Genomic DNA, 19,296 nt, shown 5'->3' on the forward strand with positions numbered 1-19,296 from the left:
GGTAGCGGTCGTTATGGTTCGACAGGCTCACTACGAACGACCCTGTTCAATATAATTTAGTTTTCACTATAATTGGTGTCAATGATAATGGTTCGATTGCAGGATTAACCAAAGAGGATATTGGACGAATCAACCAGTTGGTTTCTAATGCAAGTACTGAACATATGCGTCCTCCTATCGCTACGTCGACTCAGAACTTTAACTTGCCAAATGGGATGGTGATGGTAGTGCATATTCCTGAGGGCATCAGTAAGCCCTATATGGATAAAAACTTGCATGTCTATGTAAAAAGCGGTGCAGACAAACGTAAAGTTACTGCTAGAGAAGAGTTGCAGCGTATTTTTCAGCAGACTGCCTTAATTCATGCAGATGAGTTACCTGTAACAAATAGTTCAACCCAAGATATTGATATGGCTTACTTTGCCAATTTTTTTGAAAAAGAGTATGGGGAAAGTATTGAGGAGCAAAACCTATCTGCTGTCCAATTATTCGAAAATATGAACTTAATACAAGTCAATAAGTCATCTAACGAGGTAGCTTTGAATTATGCAGGGGCTTTGTTATTTGCTAAAAAACCTCAAACTAAACTACCTATTTTTTTGATTAAAGCAGTCGCATTTTATGGTACTGACATCACCGATGAGCAGTATATTGATAGTCGAGATATCACAGGTAAATTATCTGAGATGTTTGCTCAAGCCTTGAGCTTTTGTATGATGAATATCCGATATCTACAAAATAATCAAGGCTTTAATTCTATTGGTGAACCTGAAATTCCGAAAATTGTATTTGAGGAGTTATTTGAGGAGTTGCTTGCCAACGCACTAGTTCATCGAGATTATTTTGTGTCCGCACCCATTCGCTTGTTGATTTTTAGTGATAGGGTTGAAATCATTAGCCCAGGTCATCTGCCCAATAACTTAACGATTGAAAATATTAAAATGGGGAACTCTAATATTCGTAATCCCATTTTGGCTTCTTTTGCTAGTAAACTACTGCCCTACCGTGGTTTGGGCAGTGGTATCTTGCGTGCATTAAAAGCTTATCCTGACATTGAGTTGATTGATGATAGAGATAGTAATTTATTCAAAGCTGTGATTAAACGTAAATTGATTTCAAATAGCTAAAAATTTCCCCATAGGCTAAAAACTTTACCGCTTAGAATATAAATAGCAACATATATATAGCTTTTCTAATAAAAAGAAATTAATATATTTCTTTTTATTAGGTCTTTACCATGTCCCTATTAGATGACATCAAACAACGCCGAATCGCACGTGGATTTAAACAAAAAGATATGCAACAGCGAATTGGCGTATCAAGACAACAGTATCAACAGATTGAGTCCAAAGGCAATCCGCGACTTGATACACTTGAACTCATTGCCAAAGGTTTAAATAGTGAGTTGATGCTAATCCCTGATGAGAAAAAACGGCAAGTGCTTGCCATTCTTAATGAAGATAATGACGCTGTTTCTGAGATTCAAAGCTTAATTGATGACCCTTGGCAAGGTCTGCTAGGTGACACAGAAATAGGAGATGACGAATGACAAAGGTTCGGGTATTAAAACTCTCTTTGCACAATCGTCTAGTTGGCTATTTGGCAGGATTTGACAATGGCAAAAATGTGCTAACCTTTGCACAAGAATTTGCTCTGGATAATAACCGTCCCACCCTAAGTTTAACCACACGTCCTGATTTTCCTTTTGCCGATAGACGACTGATGGAACAATGGGTTCATCGCCAAAAAATCAATCCTATACTGTCTAATTTGTTGCCAGAAGGTGCGTTACGGCTATTACTCACACAAGGGTTAAAAATTCATCCCGATAACGAGTTTGAATTGTTGGCATATTTGGGACGTGATTTGCCTGGTGCATTGGTGGTAGAAAGTATTGAGCCAGAAGCGATACCACACTACATCTTTGATATTGCTAATGGTCGTGAATCTGCGACATTGTTACCGACTAGTGATTTATTACCCATCTATGCCCATTTTTCTTTGGCTGGCGTTCAGATGAAGTTTTCTATGATTCACCAGAGAGGACGTTTTACACTGCCTAATACAGCTAAAAATTCGGATTTGGGCGACTGGATAATTAAAACACCGTCTGCCGTCCATCAAGGCGTTGCCGAAAATGAATATAGCATGATGCGATTGGCAAAAATGGCAGGTGTCGATATTCCCAACATTAAGCTTGTTGATTTAGAGCAATTAGATAATCTGCCAACACTTCATTTGCCTAATGAACCTTATGCCTACGCAATTGAGCGATTTGACCGTGATAAAGTAATTGAAAATCATGCAACAATGAATGTCTCTCGCATTCATAGCGAAGATTTTGCACAGATTTTGGGCAAATATCCCCATGATAAATATCAGGGTGGCAACTATAATCAAATCGCTCAAATTCTGTATCAATATAGCCAAGATGGGCTTGCTGATATCAAGCAGTTGGCTAGACGCTTATTGATAAATATCTTGCTAGGCAATGGCGATGCTCATTTAAAAAATTGGAGTGTGATTTACCCTGATGGCTTTCATTTACGCTTGTCCCCTGCTTACGATATTGTATTTACCAAAGCTTATATCGCCAATGAAACCAATTTGGCACTCAATCTTGGTAAACGCAAAAATTGGTATCAGATTGAATTAACCGATTTTGAATACTGGGCGAAAAAAGCCGATATTCCTTGGCGAGTAGTTAAGTCAGAGCTAGCTGAGGTGCTAAGTATTGCAAGAACTGAATGGCGAAACACACTCAAGAATTTACCGATGTTAGACAATCAAAAAAATTTATTGCTTGAGCATTGGCGACAGTTACCTTCAGATTTTCGTATTTAAACTTTGCCTAATCGGCTATAGTCTAAAAAGTATGCTCACTATACCCAGCCATAATTGACATAGTGAAACAGTAAATCAAAAGCCTTAAAATGATTAGTGAGCTTCTTGGAAAAACAGCAAGTTTTTCTAAAAGCTCGCCTCATTCTGTGCCTAAAAAGATTATTATTACCTTCAATATCAACCGTATAGTATTTGCCAACCTTTTTAAAATCAAAGTCAAAAGCGGTGAGAAAACTATCCCAGTTATCACAGCAAACATAGCCAAAATCAACACTCAGCTCTTCAAGCTTTGCTCTAAGCTGTTTTGCTGTTGTTAAATTACGCTTACCCCATACAAAGGTAACAATTTCATTGGTATCTGGGTCGTAAGCATAAACCAGCCACACTTTGTTTCTCTTGCAACCCACATACGTCCAAAACTCATCGACTTGCAATCGACGATAATAGCGCCTCTTTGGTTTTATCTGATAGTCAGATTGTACTAGAACACTTAGAACCTTGTATTTGCTAACCTTTTCAATAGCTACAATGTCAGCAATACTACATCCCCTAACTAACATTAAGCGAATTTTGTCATCAATATGGCTTTTACAGCCTTGGTAACTTAACTCCGTTTCATGGATGAATTGTCGATGACAGCCTTTGCATTGGTAATTCTGCTTGCCATAGATTTTCCAGCCGTTTTTCTTTATACTAAAGCCCAGACAGCTTGGGCATCTGATTGGAATTTGTGTCTTCATAACCTCAAATTATCATCTTTTTACCAAGTTGTCTTTTTTATTTACACCTCAGCATACTTTTCAGACCAGTACCGCCTAATCTAAAAATCGACCACCCTAATTTTTCTCCTTTGCCTTTAATATGTCCCCAAGACAATTGGTAGCCAGCTTCATTATTCATATGTAAAATGTCATATTTTTTACTTTATTCATAGGTAAAATGTATAATATCTTACATTATTACTAGAATTAAAGTGGCAAGGTGCTATTAATGCAACGTCATATCCTCTCAAAACTTCAAGATTGGTACCAAAGGCCAACGCGCAAACCTTTGGTTATCCAAGGGACTCGCCAAGTAGGTAAGACATGGGCGATGAAGCATTTTGGTGAACAGTATTTTAAAAAGATTGCTTATATCAATTTTGATAACAACCAACCAATGAAAGCCTTATTTGATGTGGATTTTGATATTCAACGGCTGCTTTTGGGTTTGCAAATTGAATCAGGTGTGGATATTACGCCGAATGATACGTTATTGATTTTTGATGAAATTCAAGAAGTACCAAAAGCGTTATCATCGTTGAAATACTTTTATGAAAATGCCCCTGAATACAGCATTATTACGGCAGGTTCGCTCCTAGGCATTTCTGTCCATCAAGGATTGTCGTTTCCTATTGGCAAGGTTGAATTTCTTGCTATGTATCCAATGGATTTTATTGAGTTTTTATGGGCATGTGGTGACAGCCGTTTGGTTGATTTGTTACAAAGCCAAGATTGGCAATTAATCACGGCATTAAAAATTAAATTTATCGAACGTCTGCGTCAATATTATTTTGTCGGTGGTATGCCTGAAGCGGTTGATATCTTTGTCAAAACCCAAAATTTTGCACAAGTTAGGCAAGTGCAAAATAATTTATTAATGGCTTATGAATATGATTTTTCTAAACATATTGATGACCATAAAATAATCCCCAAAGTCCGAGCCGTTTGGCAAAGCCTACCAGAACAACTGGCTAAGGAAAATAAAAAGTTTGTAGCTAATCAAGCCCAATCAGGAGCAAGGCTGAAGGATTTTGAGTCGGCGATTGGTTGGTTAGTCGCTAGTGGTTTAGTGCAACAAATTTTTAGAGTTACCAAGCCCAATCTGCCGTTGATAAGTTATCAAGATAATGTATTTAAACTGTATTTTTTGGATGTGGGTTTGTTGGTTGCCAAAGCAGGATTAGATGTGAGTGTGTTGCTAGAGGGAAATCGGTTATTTACCGAGTTTAAAGGGGCATTAACTCAGCAATATGTGCTGCAACAACTTTTGGTGATGCAGAGCAATCCTGTCTTTTATTGGGCAAATAAACGTTCAACGGCTGAAGTGGATTTTATCGTTCAGCTTGCCAACCATATTGTGCCGATTGAAGTCAAAGCGGAAGAAAATCTCAAAGCCAAAAGCTTACGCTCTTACCATGACCAATTTAATCCAGAATTAACTATCAGAACGTCTATATCGGATTATCGAGAGCAGGGCTGGATGATAAATTTGCCTTTGTATGCGTTCAACAATCTCTATCAAATTCGATTATAAAAAAATACTAATTTAGTTCTAAAAAAAGTATTTATTTAGTTCTATTTTAATACTATATCTCTTTATTCTAGTCTTTCTATGTCACTTACTTGACTGCTTCGATTTTAAATTCTTCACGGTATCGTTCACTGCTTATAAGCATAAGCACCTCGTTAATTAACCATTGTATCTAACTTTAAAATGTCTACAAAATTGGTGGCTATTCAGACATAACCTGTCAATATCATAGTCTATGATATAAATTTCAAATTATAAGGTATGCGTTAATATGGAATTTTCAGAATTTAATAAAGTGGCAAATCATCCTGAACTTTTAACAGGGATTCCAAAGTTGCCAGATAAATTTTTGTTAAGAGCAGAAATTAAATTTGAGAGCTAGCAGCCGAATTTGCTATCAAAAGGTGCTATTAGCTCACAATTTGGTAGAGTATCATTACCAAGTGATTTTGGGGACTTGATGGTAGATGAGCAAATTGCTATAGCTGAAAAATTGGCGAAAAGCCATTATGAGAAATTTGTTGAGCGGATTCCGTCTCAAGGACGGATTGCATATTATGTGCTGTTTAAAAATGATGCAACTTTGAAAAATTTTGACTTGGTGGAGTTAACATAAAATCAACTAAGTTTTATATTAGTTCTAATTTAAGACAAGTTACTATGCATTCTGTTCCAATACCCACGAACTTGTTGTTTAACTATTTTTGAATCATGAACTGCTTTCAATCGACACATGACACATATAGGAACAATTTAAAACTCAAATAAAACTTATTTAGAACTAAAATTAAATTGATTTAGTTATATTCATAGTTCAATCTTATTTCACTTGATAAACCTGCATGGTAGTCACTTCAAGTACGGTTAAAGCCCCACCACCATAAGCATCGGTATCAATACAAATTAATCCGTCTTGATGATAAACTTTGCCACTTTTTTGTGCTGAATGTCCACAGATAATGGTTTTGCCAGAAATATGGCGTTCTTGTCCATCGGGTGGGATAAATCGCCATCGCAAGCCTTCATCCGTTTGTTGATTTATCGGTAAATGAGGGAGTGGCGTAGCATGGGTAAAAATGAAATTTTCTGTTTCATGGTAGGGTAAACTTGATTTCAACAGTTTGTAATACTCATAAGGGATTTGCCGTAGTCCTTGCTGACTAATTACCACATCAAAAGATTGTAATGTCTCGATACCTCCAAATTTGAGCCAATATTTGAGATATTCTTTTTCTTGTACAGCACCGAGCATCATTTCTTCATGATTGCCTTGTATCAAGATGACTTGGCAAATACTTTGGTATTGAATAATGGTGTCTAGCACACCTTTGCTATCCTCCCCTCTGTCAATGACATCACCCAAGAAAATCACCGTGTCGTGCTTTTGCGGATTGATGGCTGCCAGTAACTTTATCAGTAAACTATTACAGCCATGAACATCGCCGATGGCATAGATTTTACTCATGTTAATCGTTGCCTTGTGTTAGGTGTAAGTCAATTATTTTGCAGTATAGTGCGATAAACCAGCTTGTAAACGCTCTATAACATTTTCTCTGATATATCTAGGCTCTATAACTTCGGACAATTGCGACATAGCGACCAGCCATTCCTCTAGTCGTGCTGTATTCATAACTTTGGCAGTCAATAATTTATTGTTAGCATCAAAAGGCTCGATGATTTGATTATCAGATAATGGACGCTCTGTGAGATGGTCGCAAGCAAAGTTGTTTATTTTAAGTTTTAGGTTAATCCATTCAGGCTCATCATTAATATGGCGTTCGAGTTTGCCAAGTTTCTGCAATGTATCTAGGCTATGCTTTTCGACCCAGTTTGGGATAGCTTCATCGATTACTTGAGCATCATAGATGCGTGTTAACGCAAAATTGCGGTGATTCTCTAATTGCATTTTCTCGCTCAAAGTTGGGCTGTCACCAATCGTGTAAAACCCTGTTAAATAGACCATGTTATCAATAAATACTAGACCTACAGGATACAGTGTTTTGGTCTCTATCTCACTTTCCCATTTTTTACGATAGTCAAATTGTAGGACTTTACCTGTTAATATGGCTTGATGGATAGTAGCTAGTAGTTGGCTATCGTAATGCGGTGCTTGCAGTAAGCTTGGTAATGTAATTAGGTGGTTTTTCCATTTACCTAGCTCACTTGCTTGATATTGCTTTTGATGTTGCTCTCGAACGGTGCTAATTTTTTGTTCAAGGGTTTGATGAATGGTTTTGGGTAAAAAGTTGGCAGTGAATTTATCAAGCATTTCCCAAAAAAATAGATTTTCATTGTCAAAGTTGCCAAGGGCATGATTGGGGTTAATATAATACTTTGGGGTTTTACCTGAAATTGTGCCTGCGGACCAACTTGGAATGCGGACAATGGCTTCTTCGCCTAGCAATGAGAATAAGGCAAGCAAATCATTTTCAAGCAACTTAGTTCGGCTTTTGGTCTTTTCGCCAGTTGGATTGAATTGCATGATGAGTTCACTTAAGCTTTTGGCATTTTGCTCACCTCGTGGTAAGTACTGATAAAGTGAGATGAGCCTTTCGCCTCGGGGGAGTTCCATTAGGTTAGTCAAAACTCTTTCCTTATAAAATTATAGTCTGTTAAGACTTTGAAGTTTTTGTCTACTTCAGCAATAATCATTTTTGCCATATCACCATTTTGAATCATCTCCCAGGGCTTGGTTTCTGACCACCAGTCATTGATATCCATAGAATACCACGCATAGTACTTATCACTACTTGCAATTTTTTTATTTCTAATTTCATTCCTAATTGCTTCAAATACGAGCTTTCTTTCCTCTATATTTATTTTTTCTTTATCATTTACCATTATGCATAATGCAGGCATATTAAACCATGTGCCTTGAAACTCAATACTAATATACAATTCATTATTTGGTATCTTGAAAAGTATACTCTCATATTTATTATTACCTGTCAGATTACCAGCTTCTACAGTATAACTTTTATTATTACTAATCAATTTAAGCTCATTTAGCAGTTTAGTAATAAGCCTTCTCTTCATCTCAAATATATTCAGACTAATTTTTATTGATGACGTAATTGTTTGCTGATCTTGCAACATACTGTTTAATATCATTTCTTGTTCGTTCATATCGTCAACTCCCATAAATTGCTTTTGGATAAACTTAATAAATTGGTTTAAAAATTCAGTAACGCTATGATTTTGGCAGTCTTTTTTACATTCAGTGAGCCAAACTACAAGCTGACTATAAGTGACAAAGCTAATTAATTGATTTTTTATCCAACTCTCTAAAACATCTTTAGTTACACTATAGTTGCTAGGCTCACCATATTCACATAGATAAACCAAATGTTTTTGGCTCAATTTGCGGTTTTCCAACTCCAAAAAATAATCGGCAAGTTGATTTTCTTGGTCATTGGCATACGGTTTATTCTCAATGCAAATACCAAATGTTTCACTATTAATTCTAGCAGATAAATAAATATCCATACGGCGATAGGCTCGATTCGCCCATGTTGTGGCCTCAGTTTCAACTTCTGTTTGAGTTAAATTTTCCAAATAATTTTGCCACACAGTATTGTTTTGAATATTCGGTAAACAGATTCTAATAAATTGTTCTAAAAACAAAGTTTTTTGCCCGTGCGTTCCTTTCGGATTTAGGAGATTGGCAATAATCCAACTTAAACCATTTTCACTGGTATTAACAAAATCAAATACTTGAAAATCAGGTGCTAACTGTTCGCTATACAAGCTTTTAGCGGTTTCTAACGATTGAATTTTTGAATTGACTTCATTTAATAAATTTTGAACTTGTTGCATTATTACTCCTTGTTTCGTTGCTTTCTTAAATAATCTTGTATTGAGTTGCCTATTTTCTGTGATGAGCTAGTGGATTTTATATTTGTATCCTCTGGTGTCGTCATCGGCTTAATAGCAGTATCTCCATTACAGTACGTCAAATACATACAAATACAACAGCCGTTTCCATCAAATTCTTCAGAAAAATTTATTTGGTAAAAAATATGACCTTCATCAATGCCCAAATTTTTCTCAGTTTTTTCAATAACTACATCTAGCTGGTCGAAAGTCAAACCCAAACCTGCAATCGTATTTACCATAACCCCTGCTAATTGTTCATCTGATTGTATTTGACGGTATTTTAGAATCAAATCGTCACAAGCTTGATTAACATAGTTTTTTCCAACGGCTCGACTTTGAATAAAGCGAATATTGGGTCTATTTGCTATGACTGTTGCAATATCATTCCAATCAATTCCAATCGCTCCAGATGTGAAAGGCATTGAGCCTAAAGCTGATATTGCCATTTCAATCTCATTGGGCAAACAATAAACGATGTTATCAGCAATTTTTAAGCAGTCATACGTTTTTCCTGTGGCGTTTATGGCTATCAAATATTCAGTATGTGTTGCTTTGGCATAACGTTGTAAATCCTTGATATCAATGTCATCATCAGCAACAAAAAAGGTCAGATAATTAAGCGTGTCCGCTACTTTATCTAATTCATATGTTTGATAAGTCCATACTTCAGCGTAATTTAACGCTAGATCTTCTGCTATGGTAAATGTATTTGACATTAGCTTTCCTTGAGATTGATATATAAATGACAAGCCAATTCCTAGAAAATTATATTCTAACTATCAATTAATTTTAGCTGTTTATTCAATTCTACTAATGCATCCAGAGCCCCCATATCCACCCCATAACAATTTGGCTTATTTGGAACTTGTGACTCACGCATATTGATTCGCATTAAGCTAACATTGTCATCATCTAAATATCTCACTAACTGCTCACCAAAATTACGCACACTTGGCACGGCTTTACCCGCCCCTAGCTCAATGATGGCTAATTTATTAACTTGTTCTAGCCATTGCATTAGCTTGTGTTCTTTAACGGCTTGAAGTTGGTCTTGCCATTCCCAGTCACTAAACATTAAGATATTTGGACGAGCCAAACCACCACAATGTGGGCAAGTTGGAAAATCATTGGTTAATTGACAATATTCTTCATCAACCACAGGCGTATAACCATCAACTGACCAAATATCTTGCTTACAGTTATCAACGCATTGAAGCCAATGAATTGAACCATGACATTCATAGACTTTTTCATCCTTAAAACCAACTTTCTGAAACTCACCATCAACATTACTGGTAAACACGAATGCGCCATGCGTTAGGTTCGGTAAGGTTTCTGACCATTCTTCAAGTAAATAAAAACCCTGATGTGGCTCAACCGCACGATAGGTATTAAGCCTTAAACCATAAAATCCCCAAGCCAATTTTGGGTCAGTATGAAATAGCTGTGGCGTTGCCATATCCACAAAGCTTTTGCCAAGATGTTTTAGTGGTGGATAGGCTTTCCAAAATCCCTGGTCGCCTCGAAAGTCAGGTAGGCCCGAATCCACGCCCATCCCTGCACCAGCGGTGATGAGGAGTCCATCCACTTGTTTGAGATGTTCAGCGAATTGTATGAGTTTTTGTTGATTATCCATATCACAGTCCTTCGTCATTTTTTATCGTCATTGTCTTTTTAAATAGGCTTGAATTGCAGTATCTTTTTGCGCTTCATTACTATCATGCTCTTTATAATCCTTATCAGAAGAAATCAAAAACATCCCTATGCAACAACCTTGTTCGCCTGTTTTCCAATGATTGAATTCATCAAAGAAATTGACTTGATAATAAATATTCACTAAATCAACACTTAAACTATCATTGAGTTTATTAGTAATGATTTCTTGATGCTCAAAAGTGAAACTTGAATCAGCAAAAATGCTAATCATAGCGCCTACTCTTTACTTATCTAATTCTGTCTCGTGCAATTTTTGGATTAAGTTATCACAGGCGTTTCCAACACAGTTTGCACCGACTGCATGACTATGTATAAAATCAATATGACGTCCGCTAGAAATTGCTGTGGCTACGTCATACCAATCGATACCGATAAAACATTGCCCATTAATCATTAATTTAAAAGCAAGCATGGCGAGTTCAATTTCTTCAGGCAAGCAATGCAATACATTATCCGCTATGTTTAAACAAGCATATTCATTATCAGTAGTGTTAATGCCTATCGGAAATTGCGACTCAGTCTGTTCTCGATAACGTTATAAATCAGTCACATCAATATCATTGCTAACAACAAAAAATGTCGCATGGTTTAAACCATTAGCAACTTTATTTGGCTCATATTTGTCAATGCTTAAACTTTCCCTAGCAAAGATATCACTCATAATCTTATATTTATTCTGCATTGTTTCTTCTTCTTTTATTGAAATGAATCGTGATATCGCAGGTTAATCTGAAAAGATTCTTTGTCTTATCTTTTTACATGACATTATCTGTTTTTAAATCGCTTGGTAAAAAGCGGTAATAATATCTTTAAATTGCTGTGGTAGCTTTTTCATCGCTTCATCCATCAAATACTCAGGTATCTCTCCATAATAAGCTTCAGCGATACCCCCTGCGATACAAGCCATCGTATCCGCATCCCCACCAAGCCAAATAGCTTTTCGAATGGCATCTTCATAGTTTTCTGATGCTAAAAACGCGATAATGCTTTCAGGCACTGACCCCTGACAAGTCACATCAAACGTATAAGTGGGTTGAATATCTTCATAGCTTCTTGATAAATCATAGCCAATCTGTAAGGTAAGTTGCTCACGAATTTCATCCTTGGATGCTCCTTGCCTTGCCAAATAAATCGCCAATGCAACGGCTTGCGCCCCCTTAATCCCTTCTGGATGATTATGGGTAACACTGGCCGACTTTTCAGCTTCTGATAATGCCCATTCCCTTGATTGTGCCATAAAACCAATTGGGCTAACTCGCATCGCCGAACCATTGCCAAAACTGTTATAGCTTTGGGGATTTGATGATGTAAACCACCGAATAAAAGTACTGCCATAACCTCGATTTGGATAAGCTCTTGCAAACTGATAAAGCGCTTGATTGTAAGAAGTATTATCGAGTAGAGCCGTAGCAATTGCTATCGTTAATACTGTATCATCGGTATAGCGACTAAATGGATGCATCAGTGGAAATTCAGGTGTTTTAGGCGGTCTTCGCTCATAGACACAGCCTGCTATATCACCAATAATTGCGCCTAACATATTTTAATCCTCTTTAAACACTACTGGCATCAAAGGCTATCAACCAATTTTGCATCGTTTCTTCGCTGACTTTTTGCGAATCGTAAGCGGTTTTAATCACAAAATACTGAAAGTCTTTCGCCAGTTGAATTTGTCCAAGTAGTCCTAAACTTCTAATCACACGACTGATTCGTAGTTGATTATGGTTATAGCGAGTTAGCCATAATTTATGATTTTGAGGTTGATTAGCTATCAAGATAAACTGACAGTTTTGTCGCTCAATGCCCCAAAACTTAAGCATCATATTGAAGGAAAAAATTAAATTTTCTTGTATCCTCATATCTTGACGACAAAGTTCTATATCATTTTCTGTTAATACAGGTGCATAACGGTTATTGGCACTCGGTTTATCAATCGGGAATAACCATTGAATGTAGTTATGTGTGTGTTCCAACTGAAAATCGCTAAATGCCCAAATATCGGCCAATTGGCGTCCTTTATTATCAGACACTTTTCTCTGTAAAAATTGGGTAATCTGACTCATCGATTTATCATCTTTTATTAACAGAATCTTATGACAATAACTGTGACATTATCATAAGCCCGACCTTGTGAGACATAGATTTGCTTGCGAAGATTTTTTAGCCAATCCTGTAAGTCTGTCTGCTCATCAATCGTGGACCATTCTTCACATGACACTAAGTCATGCACCCCATCACTACAGACCACTAAGCAATCCCCTGCTTTAACCTGTAAAATTTGGCTATCATAGCTTGGCATTGGATTACTAATCTCATCACTATCAATGGTTAAATAATCGGTGATGGTATATAAAGCCGTTGCCATACCTAGCTTATTGTATTCACTAAAATCAGCAGCTCTACCTTCAGCTTCAGCCTTGTCGTCAACCAGTTGATTCAGTAGGTTATGGTCACGGGTAATACATCGCCAACCGTTGTTAGTTGTAGCATCAGATCGCTGTAAATAAACCCGACTATCACCTACATGTTTTATCACAATTTCATCACTATCTTTTAATCGATAAGCCAGCGCTAACGTTGTCATCGCACCATAATATTTGCTCGGTGCATTGGCAATTTGCTCATAGATTGATTGCATTGACCTAAAAGCAGTTGGATTTTTCTGGTTGTGATAACTATGCCAAAGCTTTTTGACGGCTTTTACCGCGCTAAGACTTGCATGCTGAGAAAGATTTGACTGCGCCACCCCATCGGCAACTGCCACACAAAAATCCTTTTCACATGTCTGAATTTCAGTAATCCCTAATGGCGTTTGATAATAATCATCTATCAGAAAAAATGCATCTTGCTGCAAACCATTACTGGCATTGCCTTGAAAGCTAATTGCACAAAGTTGGGCAGATAATAGAGGCATGAATCTTCCTTCTTTTAGTCTTGTCATTTCATTATACAAACTTACCTAGAAAAATAATTTCTATCTCATCAAGTTTATAAAAATGTTTGATTAACTTTTTAAGCAGTATATAATTAGTTGCATTACAACATTGTTTAACTACTGATGTGATATTAATTTAGTTCTAAATCAGTATTGCTTTAAGAGTATTTATACCATGATTATTTTATTAGGCAGTCAGAAAGGTGGCTGTGGCAAATCCACCATTGCCATTAATTTAGCTTGCGGTTTAGCACAAAAAGGCTGTGATGTCATATTGGTGGATGCCGACCCTCAGCAAAACGCTGCCAATTGGGTGCGAGATAGAGACGAAACAACTTTGCCAAAGGTTCACTGTATTCAGCGCTATGGCGATATTAAAAGCACGCTCAAAGATTTAAAACAGCGTTATGAATATGTGGTCGTTGATGTGGCAGGGCATGATAGCAAAGAACTACGCACAGCGATGTTAGTAGCAGATATGTTGATTGTGCCTTTTAGACCATCTCAGCTTGATTTAGATACGCTGCCGCATTTGACGGAAGTGATTGATCAGGCTAGCAGTTTTAATGACAAGTTAAAATCTTATGGCTTACTAACTTTAGCACCCACCAATAAAGCCAATAAAGAAATTGGACAAGCTAACGATTACTTATCAGACTTTCCTATATTAAAACCGTTAGCCACGGTGATTCATGATCGTAAGATTTACCGTGATGTTTTAGCTGAGGGTAAAGGGGTGATTGAAGCCAATAATGCCAAAGCGGCGACTGAATTTAAAGCCTTGATGCAGGAGTTATCATTATGATTAAACGTCGAGTGAGTGATGCCCCAATTTCTGAAGATGATTTTATTAATGGGATTGCTGCAAATGAAATCCCTCAAAATGAGAAAGATTCTGCACCAAACCCAAAAGCACCGCGTAAGTTTAAGTCACATACGCTGCCGTTAAATGAGTATGAGTATAATTTGTTGGTTGAGCTTGCGGATAAATATGGGCAAACCCATAGCGGTATTATTCGTTATGCACTTAAGCAGTTGGCATTAAAAGATAATTAATTAGATTTCAATTTAGAACTAAATTAGTTATCTATTGGTTTTAAAATTAGATAGTATATTTTTGGATAAAATCACTTAAAAAGGAACATCATCAGAGTCATCGCCTAAATCCAGCCCAATCACGGGTCTATTCTTAAGCGGTCGATGGCTTTCAAAGCTATCCCTTCTATCTGTAAATGAACGCATACCCATATCATTCGGTAGCAAGTCAGTAGGCACATCACTTAAAAAGTAACTTTCAATCATGCGGTTTTGACTATCCACACGACTCGTCGCCCACGTATTTAGGTTTTGCCGGGTGATAATCAGCTCATCTTTGGCACGGGTCATCGCTACATACAGCACACGGCGTTCTTCTTCCACTTCGTCAAAGCTGTCTTGCGCTCGCATATGCGGATACTGTCCGACCGAAGCATTGATAATGTAGCATACTTCCCGCTCTGCGCCTTTGGCAGAGTGAATGGTAATCAGCGTCACCAAATCATCATTGTCTTGTTTAGTGACTTCACTGTGGGAAATAGGTTCAAGAATATAAGCTTCGATAAAATCCGCTAACGTATCATGACGTCTAGCCAGTTGTTTAACCAAATCAAAGTCCCTTACCCGCGCTTCCCAATCGCGTTTTTCATAGTTCTTTTGCAGTTGGTCATGTAACGCCGCAAAGGCAATATCAATACTTTGCTCAGGTAAGTGTTGTAATTCGCTTAGTTGCTTTAACGCGTCAATGGCAGGTTTGGGTACTTTGCTTTTTTTATCTAGAATATCGATACAAGCGGTTAAATCAGGCTGGGTTAAAAACTCATTAACGAGCTTACCTGCGCCAGCATCACCGATACCATCCCAAAGGGTGAGAAAACGTATCCATGCAAGTTCATCTAGGTAATTCACCGTCACTCGTAGCAAACTAATTAAGTCTTTCACATGCGCCGCTTCCAGTAACTTAGTACCCCCGATAAAGACATAAGGAATATTGGTTTCAATCAAAGCACTTTCTAGCTGTCTGCCAGAAAAAGCGGAACGCAGTAATATCATATGATGATGCCACGGATTGCCTTTGTTATAGCGCTGTTGTAAATCTTTGACTAGCCAACGCGCTTCATCGAACTCATTGCCAAAACTATGCAGTACCGGTTTAATCCCTTCACCACGATGTGCGGTAAGCCGTTTTTTATAATCAAGCTCACTTCGATCCAGCAGCCAGTTGGATAAATCTAGAATTTCTTGGGTAGAGCGATAATTTAAATCCAGTGTTAGCACTTCGGCATCAGGTACTCTTTCTTTGAAACTATGAATATTTTCAAAGTCCGCCCCGCGAAAGCCATAAATCGACTGAGCATCATCTCCAACACAAAATAGCTGCGTGCGTCCAATAAAGGGTTGCAGCAGTAACCACTGCAACGGGTTGGTATCTTGCATTTCATCAACCAGTAGATATTTGGTCGTTTGGGTTACTTTTTCTAATAACCATTCATCAGCATTTAAGTATTTAGCGACATATTCTAGGATATCGTCATAATCAAGATAGTGACGTTCTTGCTTTTGTTTTTGATAGCCTGCCATGATAAGTTTTATCTCATCCATCACTGGCTGATAGTCGGGTAGCTGCTTATACAGCGCATCTTCAAATTTGGTTTGGGTATTGCGGGCATAGGAGTATAAGTCAGCCAGTTCTTTAGCCTTGGGCAGCTTTTCACCCACAGATTGCTGACGTCGATTTTGAAAGGTGATGGTTTTACCGGTTGACGTAGTTTGACTATTACGTTTGTCTTCGAGTTTGCCACGTAACAGTTTGAACATCATGATTTGGTCATCACGGTCAATGACGTTAAAGCCTTTTAAGTCAAATACTTTTGGATAGCGACGTAAGATACTTAAACAAAAGGTGTGGAAAGTGGAGGCTCGTAGTCCTTCGGCTTGTGCGCCTAGATGGTTTTCAACACGGCTAACAATCTCAGATGCGGCTCGGCGAGTAAAGGTGACAATCTGAATCTCGTTAGCAGGGACGCCTTGACTAATCAGATAGGCAGCCCGAGCCACAATAGTCTTGGTCTTACCACTACCCGCCCCTGCTAATACCAAGGTGTTTTGTGCATTAGTGGTGGCAGCTTTGCGCTGGGCTGGGTTAAGTTCGGCAAGGAGGTTGTTGATGGTCATAGAAGAATTCGGAGTTGATAGCTTGATTTTAAGCTAGCAAATTATTTAAAGACTGTCTAATGTTTTAGAAACTTTTAGATAACCTATAGTTTTTTTAATAATTTAAGGCTGTGACTAATTAGTTCACATATAAAAAAGCAGTTTAGTACCTTTTAAAGTAGTACTAAACAATAATTTCACGGTCGGGGTCACAAATTTTGGGGTTCAAATTTAGGCTTGGCACAAATTTGGCACAATTTTGTCACACAGATTTTTTTGTGTGACAAATTTAGAAAAAGTAGTCATTGAAATTAATGAAAAAATCTTGAAGTATGAATGGTAAGTCATTGATTTTTAGACAATAAAAAAGCCACTTCAATGTAAAGTGGCTTTTTTGAATTTGGAGCGGGAAACGAGATTCGAACTCGCGACCCCGACCTTGGCAAGGTCGTGCTCTACCAACTGAGCTATTCCCGCATTAGGTGGTCAACTAGCAATTTTTAATGTTTGTTGCGTCGTTGTGGATGCGTATTATAAGGATTTTTGACACTGCGTCAAGCATTTTTGCAAAAAAAATTTAAAAAAATGCGTTTTTTTAATTTTAACTATTTTTTTAATGCAAAGTAGCTTTTTTAGCTGCCTATTTTCGTATGACCTTTTCCCTTCCTAACCATAATTATTAGCCTGTTTCATCACACTCTGAAACACACTATGTATCTATCGTTACGCAATTACTGCAAATCTCAGCAGATTGTTTTTTAACGACTTCGCTATAATGCGTCTAAACTTCCTATTTTTCTTGGTTTTTTTTGCTGTTTTTGGAGATAACGATAAGATGAAAATTTCACAAAAACTCATGATGTCAAGTCTGGCGGCATCGGTCATTGCGGTAGGTGCCACCGGTTGCTCAACCACCACTGACACGGGTGCGATTGGCGTTGACCGCAATCAGTTGTTGGTAGTATCCAACCAGCAGGTGCAACAACTTTCAAATCAAGCTTTTCAACAAGAAATTGCCGCTGCCCGTGCCAAAGGTCTGCTTGATACTAATCCTGCCCAATTGGCACGTTTAGAGAAAATCTCTCAGCGTCTGATTGCACAGACAGGTGCCTATCGCAGCGATGCAAGACAATGGTCTTGGGAAGTGCATGTCATTAAAAGTAATGAGCTCAATGCGCACGTATTACCAGGTGGTAAAATTGTCTTCTACTCCGGTATTATCGATCGCTTGAGTCTAACCGATGCTGAGATTGCTGCGATTATGGGTCATGAGATGGCGCATGCATTACGTGAGCATACCCGTGAGCGTCTATCGCGTGACGTGGCAACCCAAACAGGGATTGGTATTGCCGCGAGCGTCTTAGGCTTATCTCAAGGTCAGGCACAGTTAGCAGGCTTAGCTGGGGATTTGGGTATTTCTCGTCCCAATAGCCGTACCCAAGAAACGGAAGCCGATTTGATGGGGCTAGAGTTAATGGCACGGGCAGGTTACGACCCTAATGCAGCAGTTAGCCTATGGCGTAAAATGCAGAGTGCGGGCGGTCGCGGCGAGCCACCTCAATTTTTAAGCACCCACCCGGTGAGCTCAACACGTATTGCCACCATTCAATCATTATTACCACGTGTGATGCCGTTGTACCAACAAAGCCGTTACCGTTAATTTTAACTTCGTAAGTCATAAGCCAATATCTAGCTGATATTGGCTTTTTTAGTGAGCAAATTTAGTGATCAAAACCTGGGGTTGATTAAAAATTTGCTTATCCACAATAATCCATTGCCCATCAATTTACTCAACAATTTACCTACCCATCAATTTATCTAGCAAGCCTAACAAGTTGTCAAAAAACCGATTGATTGAAGTTTTTTAAATATCTCAACAGCACAGCGGCATTGTCAGTGGCATAATAAGCGTTTGGTCACAGCTATAGGGTAAATCCATGAATCAGCTTGATATTAATTTGCTAGTCTTGTTCGTCATTTTGGGCTGCGGTATTTTTGTGCACAATCCCACGATTTGGGTCAGTGCGACTGCGCTAATTATCATCAAATTTTTACCCAACAACCAACCTATCTTTTCTTATATTCAACAATATGGACTCAACTTGGGTATTTTGCTGCTCACCATTGCGGTCATTGCGCCTATCGCCTCCGAGCAAGTCAGTAGCAAAGCCTTGATGACCTCTTTTGCCAGTTGGCGCTCATTATTGGCCATCGCCGTGGGATTGCTGGTGACTTGGCTGGGCGCAAGAGGGGTGAATTTAATGAAAGTTGACCCCAACGTGGTCACGGGGCTGATGATTGGCACAGTAGCAGGGGTGGTATTGTTTCGCGGGGTGGCGGTGGGTCCGTTAATTGCCGCGGGTATTTTATCCTTGCTATATTGGTCCAAGTGAGCCATAGAAGCTAGTGAGCCATCAAACATAGAGAAAATTTGAGCGGTATTG

The 19,296-nt window shown here is 38.2% G+C and carries 21 protein-coding genes, 1 tRNA gene and 1 pseudogene; 9 read left to right on the forward strand and 14 right to left on the reverse strand.

Features of this window, described 5'->3' with window-relative positions; genetic code table 11:
• Window positions 1–71 precede the first annotated feature (71 nt).
• From RT422_RS08680 to RT422_RS08690, 3 genes are all read left to right on the forward strand, one after another.
• On the forward strand, window positions 72–1,127 hold the full coding sequence (locus tag RT422_RS08680; protein ID WP_264755055.1) for an ATP-binding protein: 1,056 nt from the start codon (window positions 72–74) through the stop codon (window positions 1,125–1,127).
• A 110-nt stretch (window positions 1,128–1,237) separates the two neighbouring features.
• Complete coding sequence (locus RT422_RS08685; RefSeq protein ID WP_036601666.1) at window positions 1,238–1,549, forward strand: helix-turn-helix domain-containing protein; 312 nt, start codon at window positions 1,238–1,240, stop codon at window positions 1,547–1,549.
• A complete protein-coding gene (locus RT422_RS08690; protein WP_313421988.1) occupies window positions 1,546–2,844 on the forward strand; it encodes a type II toxin-antitoxin system HipA family toxin in 1,299 nt (432 codons plus the stop codon). The genes RT422_RS08685 and RT422_RS08690 overlap by 4 nt, the downstream gene beginning before the upstream one ends.
• A gap of 38 nt (window positions 2,845–2,882) precedes the next feature.
• Here RT422_RS08690 and RT422_RS08695 read toward each other — a convergent pair whose 3' ends face one another.
• Window positions 2,883–3,584: an IS1 family transposase gene (locus RT422_RS08695; RefSeq protein ID WP_313421989.1), complete on the reverse strand. Its 702-nt coding sequence runs from the start codon at window positions 3,582–3,584 to the stop codon at window positions 2,883–2,885.
• A gap of 250 nt (window positions 3,585–3,834) precedes the next feature.
• On the opposite strand from RT422_RS08695, the gene RT422_RS08700 reads away from it, so the two are divergent.
• Both RT422_RS08700 and RT422_RS08705 read left to right on the forward strand, forming a co-directional pair.
• A complete protein-coding gene (locus tag RT422_RS08700; protein WP_036601673.1) occupies window positions 3,835–5,139 on the forward strand; it encodes an ATP-binding protein in 1,305 nt (434 codons plus the stop codon).
• Between the two features lie 388 nt (window positions 5,140–5,527).
• Window positions 5,528–5,752, forward strand: coding sequence for a hypothetical protein (locus tag RT422_RS08705; protein WP_219300724.1), 225 nt, complete (start codon window positions 5,528–5,530; stop codon window positions 5,750–5,752).
• A 204-nt stretch (window positions 5,753–5,956) separates the two neighbouring features.
• Here RT422_RS08705 and RT422_RS08710 read toward each other — a convergent pair whose 3' ends face one another.
• From RT422_RS08710 to RT422_RS08760, 11 genes are all read right to left on the reverse strand, one after another.
• Entirely contained in the window at window positions 5,957–6,601 is a 645-nt protein-coding gene (locus RT422_RS08710) for a metallophosphoesterase family protein (RefSeq protein ID WP_036601674.1), read from the reverse strand.
• A 33-nt stretch (window positions 6,602–6,634) separates the two neighbouring features.
• Window positions 6,635–7,720: a helix-turn-helix transcriptional regulator gene (locus tag RT422_RS08715; RefSeq protein ID WP_051500498.1), complete on the reverse strand. Its 1,086-nt coding sequence runs from the start codon at window positions 7,718–7,720 to the stop codon at window positions 6,635–6,637.
• Window positions 7,717–8,952 (reverse strand): PD-(D/E)XK nuclease family protein, encoded by a 1,236-nt coding sequence (locus RT422_RS08720; RefSeq protein WP_313421990.1) that lies wholly within the window; start codon window positions 8,950–8,952, stop codon window positions 7,717–7,719. The genes RT422_RS08715 and RT422_RS08720 overlap by 4 nt, the downstream gene beginning before the upstream one ends.
• Before the next feature lie 2 nt (window positions 8,953–8,954).
• Window positions 8,955–9,728 (reverse strand): hypothetical protein, encoded by a 774-nt coding sequence (locus RT422_RS08725; RefSeq protein ID WP_036601676.1) that lies wholly within the window; start codon window positions 9,726–9,728, stop codon window positions 8,955–8,957.
• Between the two features lie 56 nt (window positions 9,729–9,784).
• Complete coding sequence (locus RT422_RS08730) at window positions 9,785–10,648, reverse strand: Sir2 family NAD-dependent protein deacetylase (protein WP_313421991.1); 864 nt, start codon at window positions 10,646–10,648, stop codon at window positions 9,785–9,787.
• Between the two features lie 27 nt (window positions 10,649–10,675).
• Window positions 10,676–10,939, reverse strand: a complete 264-nt coding sequence (locus tag RT422_RS08735; protein WP_036594453.1) for a hypothetical protein — start codon at window positions 10,937–10,939, stop codon at window positions 10,676–10,678.
• Between the two features lie 12 nt (window positions 10,940–10,951).
• Window positions 10,952–11,164 carry a hypothetical protein gene (locus RT422_RS08740; protein WP_313421992.1) on the reverse strand — a complete coding sequence of 71 codons (213 nt, stop codon included), beginning with the start codon at window positions 11,162–11,164 and terminating at the stop codon, window positions 10,952–10,954.
• A gap of 99 nt (window positions 11,165–11,263) precedes the next feature.
• Window positions 11,264–11,410: a hypothetical protein gene (locus RT422_RS08745; protein WP_313421993.1), complete on the reverse strand. Its 147-nt coding sequence runs from the start codon at window positions 11,408–11,410 to the stop codon at window positions 11,264–11,266.
• Window positions 11,411–11,503: 93 nt separating this feature from the next.
• A complete protein-coding gene (locus tag RT422_RS08750; protein WP_219300714.1) occupies window positions 11,504–12,268 on the reverse strand; it encodes an ADP-ribosylglycohydrolase family protein in 765 nt (254 codons plus the stop codon).
• Window positions 12,269–12,281: 13 nt separating this feature from the next.
• Entirely contained in the window at window positions 12,282–12,791 is a 510-nt protein-coding gene (locus tag RT422_RS08755; RefSeq protein WP_284035299.1) for an opioid growth factor receptor-related protein, read from the reverse strand.
• A 17-nt stretch (window positions 12,792–12,808) separates the two neighbouring features.
• Window positions 12,809–13,642, reverse strand: a complete 834-nt coding sequence (locus RT422_RS08760) for a protein phosphatase 2C domain-containing protein (protein ID WP_313421994.1) — start codon at window positions 13,640–13,642, stop codon at window positions 12,809–12,811.
• Window positions 13,643–13,838: 196 nt separating this feature from the next.
• Here RT422_RS08760 and RT422_RS08765 point away from each other — a divergent pair, with 196 nt between their 5' ends.
• Together RT422_RS08765 and RT422_RS08770 are read left to right on the forward strand one after the other, a co-directional pair.
• Window positions 13,839–14,468, forward strand: a complete 630-nt coding sequence (locus RT422_RS08765; protein ID WP_313421995.1) for an AAA family ATPase — start codon at window positions 13,839–13,841, stop codon at window positions 14,466–14,468.
• Window positions 14,465–14,719, forward strand: a complete 255-nt coding sequence (locus RT422_RS08770) for a hypothetical protein (protein ID WP_036599476.1) — start codon at window positions 14,465–14,467, stop codon at window positions 14,717–14,719. Before RT422_RS08765 ends, RT422_RS08770 begins: the two co-directional genes overlap by 4 nt.
• A gap of 201 nt (window positions 14,720–14,920) precedes the next feature.
• Here the strand turns inward: RT422_RS08770 and RT422_RS08775 are convergent.
• Window positions 14,921–16,873 (reverse strand): annotated as a pseudogene (locus RT422_RS08775) (ATP-dependent helicase); the annotation flags it as partial.
• Window positions 16,874–17,253: 380 nt separating this feature from the next.
• Window positions 17,254–17,329, reverse strand: a tRNA-Gly gene (locus RT422_RS08780).
• A 358-nt stretch (window positions 17,330–17,687) separates the two neighbouring features.
• Between RT422_RS08780 and RT422_RS08785 the strand changes: the two genes are divergently transcribed.
• Both RT422_RS08785 and RT422_RS08790 read left to right on the forward strand, forming a co-directional pair.
• Complete coding sequence (locus RT422_RS08785; RefSeq protein WP_409520122.1) at window positions 17,688–18,512, forward strand: M48 family metallopeptidase; 825 nt, start codon at window positions 17,688–17,690, stop codon at window positions 18,510–18,512.
• A 277-nt stretch (window positions 18,513–18,789) separates the two neighbouring features.
• The gene (locus tag RT422_RS08790) at window positions 18,790–19,245 is read left to right on the forward strand and encodes a DUF441 domain-containing protein (protein ID WP_007116215.1); all 456 of its coding nucleotides are present in this window, start codon (window positions 18,790–18,792) and stop codon (window positions 19,243–19,245) included.
• Window positions 19,246–19,296: the final 51 nt, after the last annotated feature.

The organism is Moraxella sp. CTOTU49803, from assembly GCF_032097965.1.
Classification (GTDB): domain Bacteria; phylum Pseudomonadota; class Gammaproteobacteria; order Pseudomonadales; family Moraxellaceae; genus Faucicola; species Faucicola tetraodonis.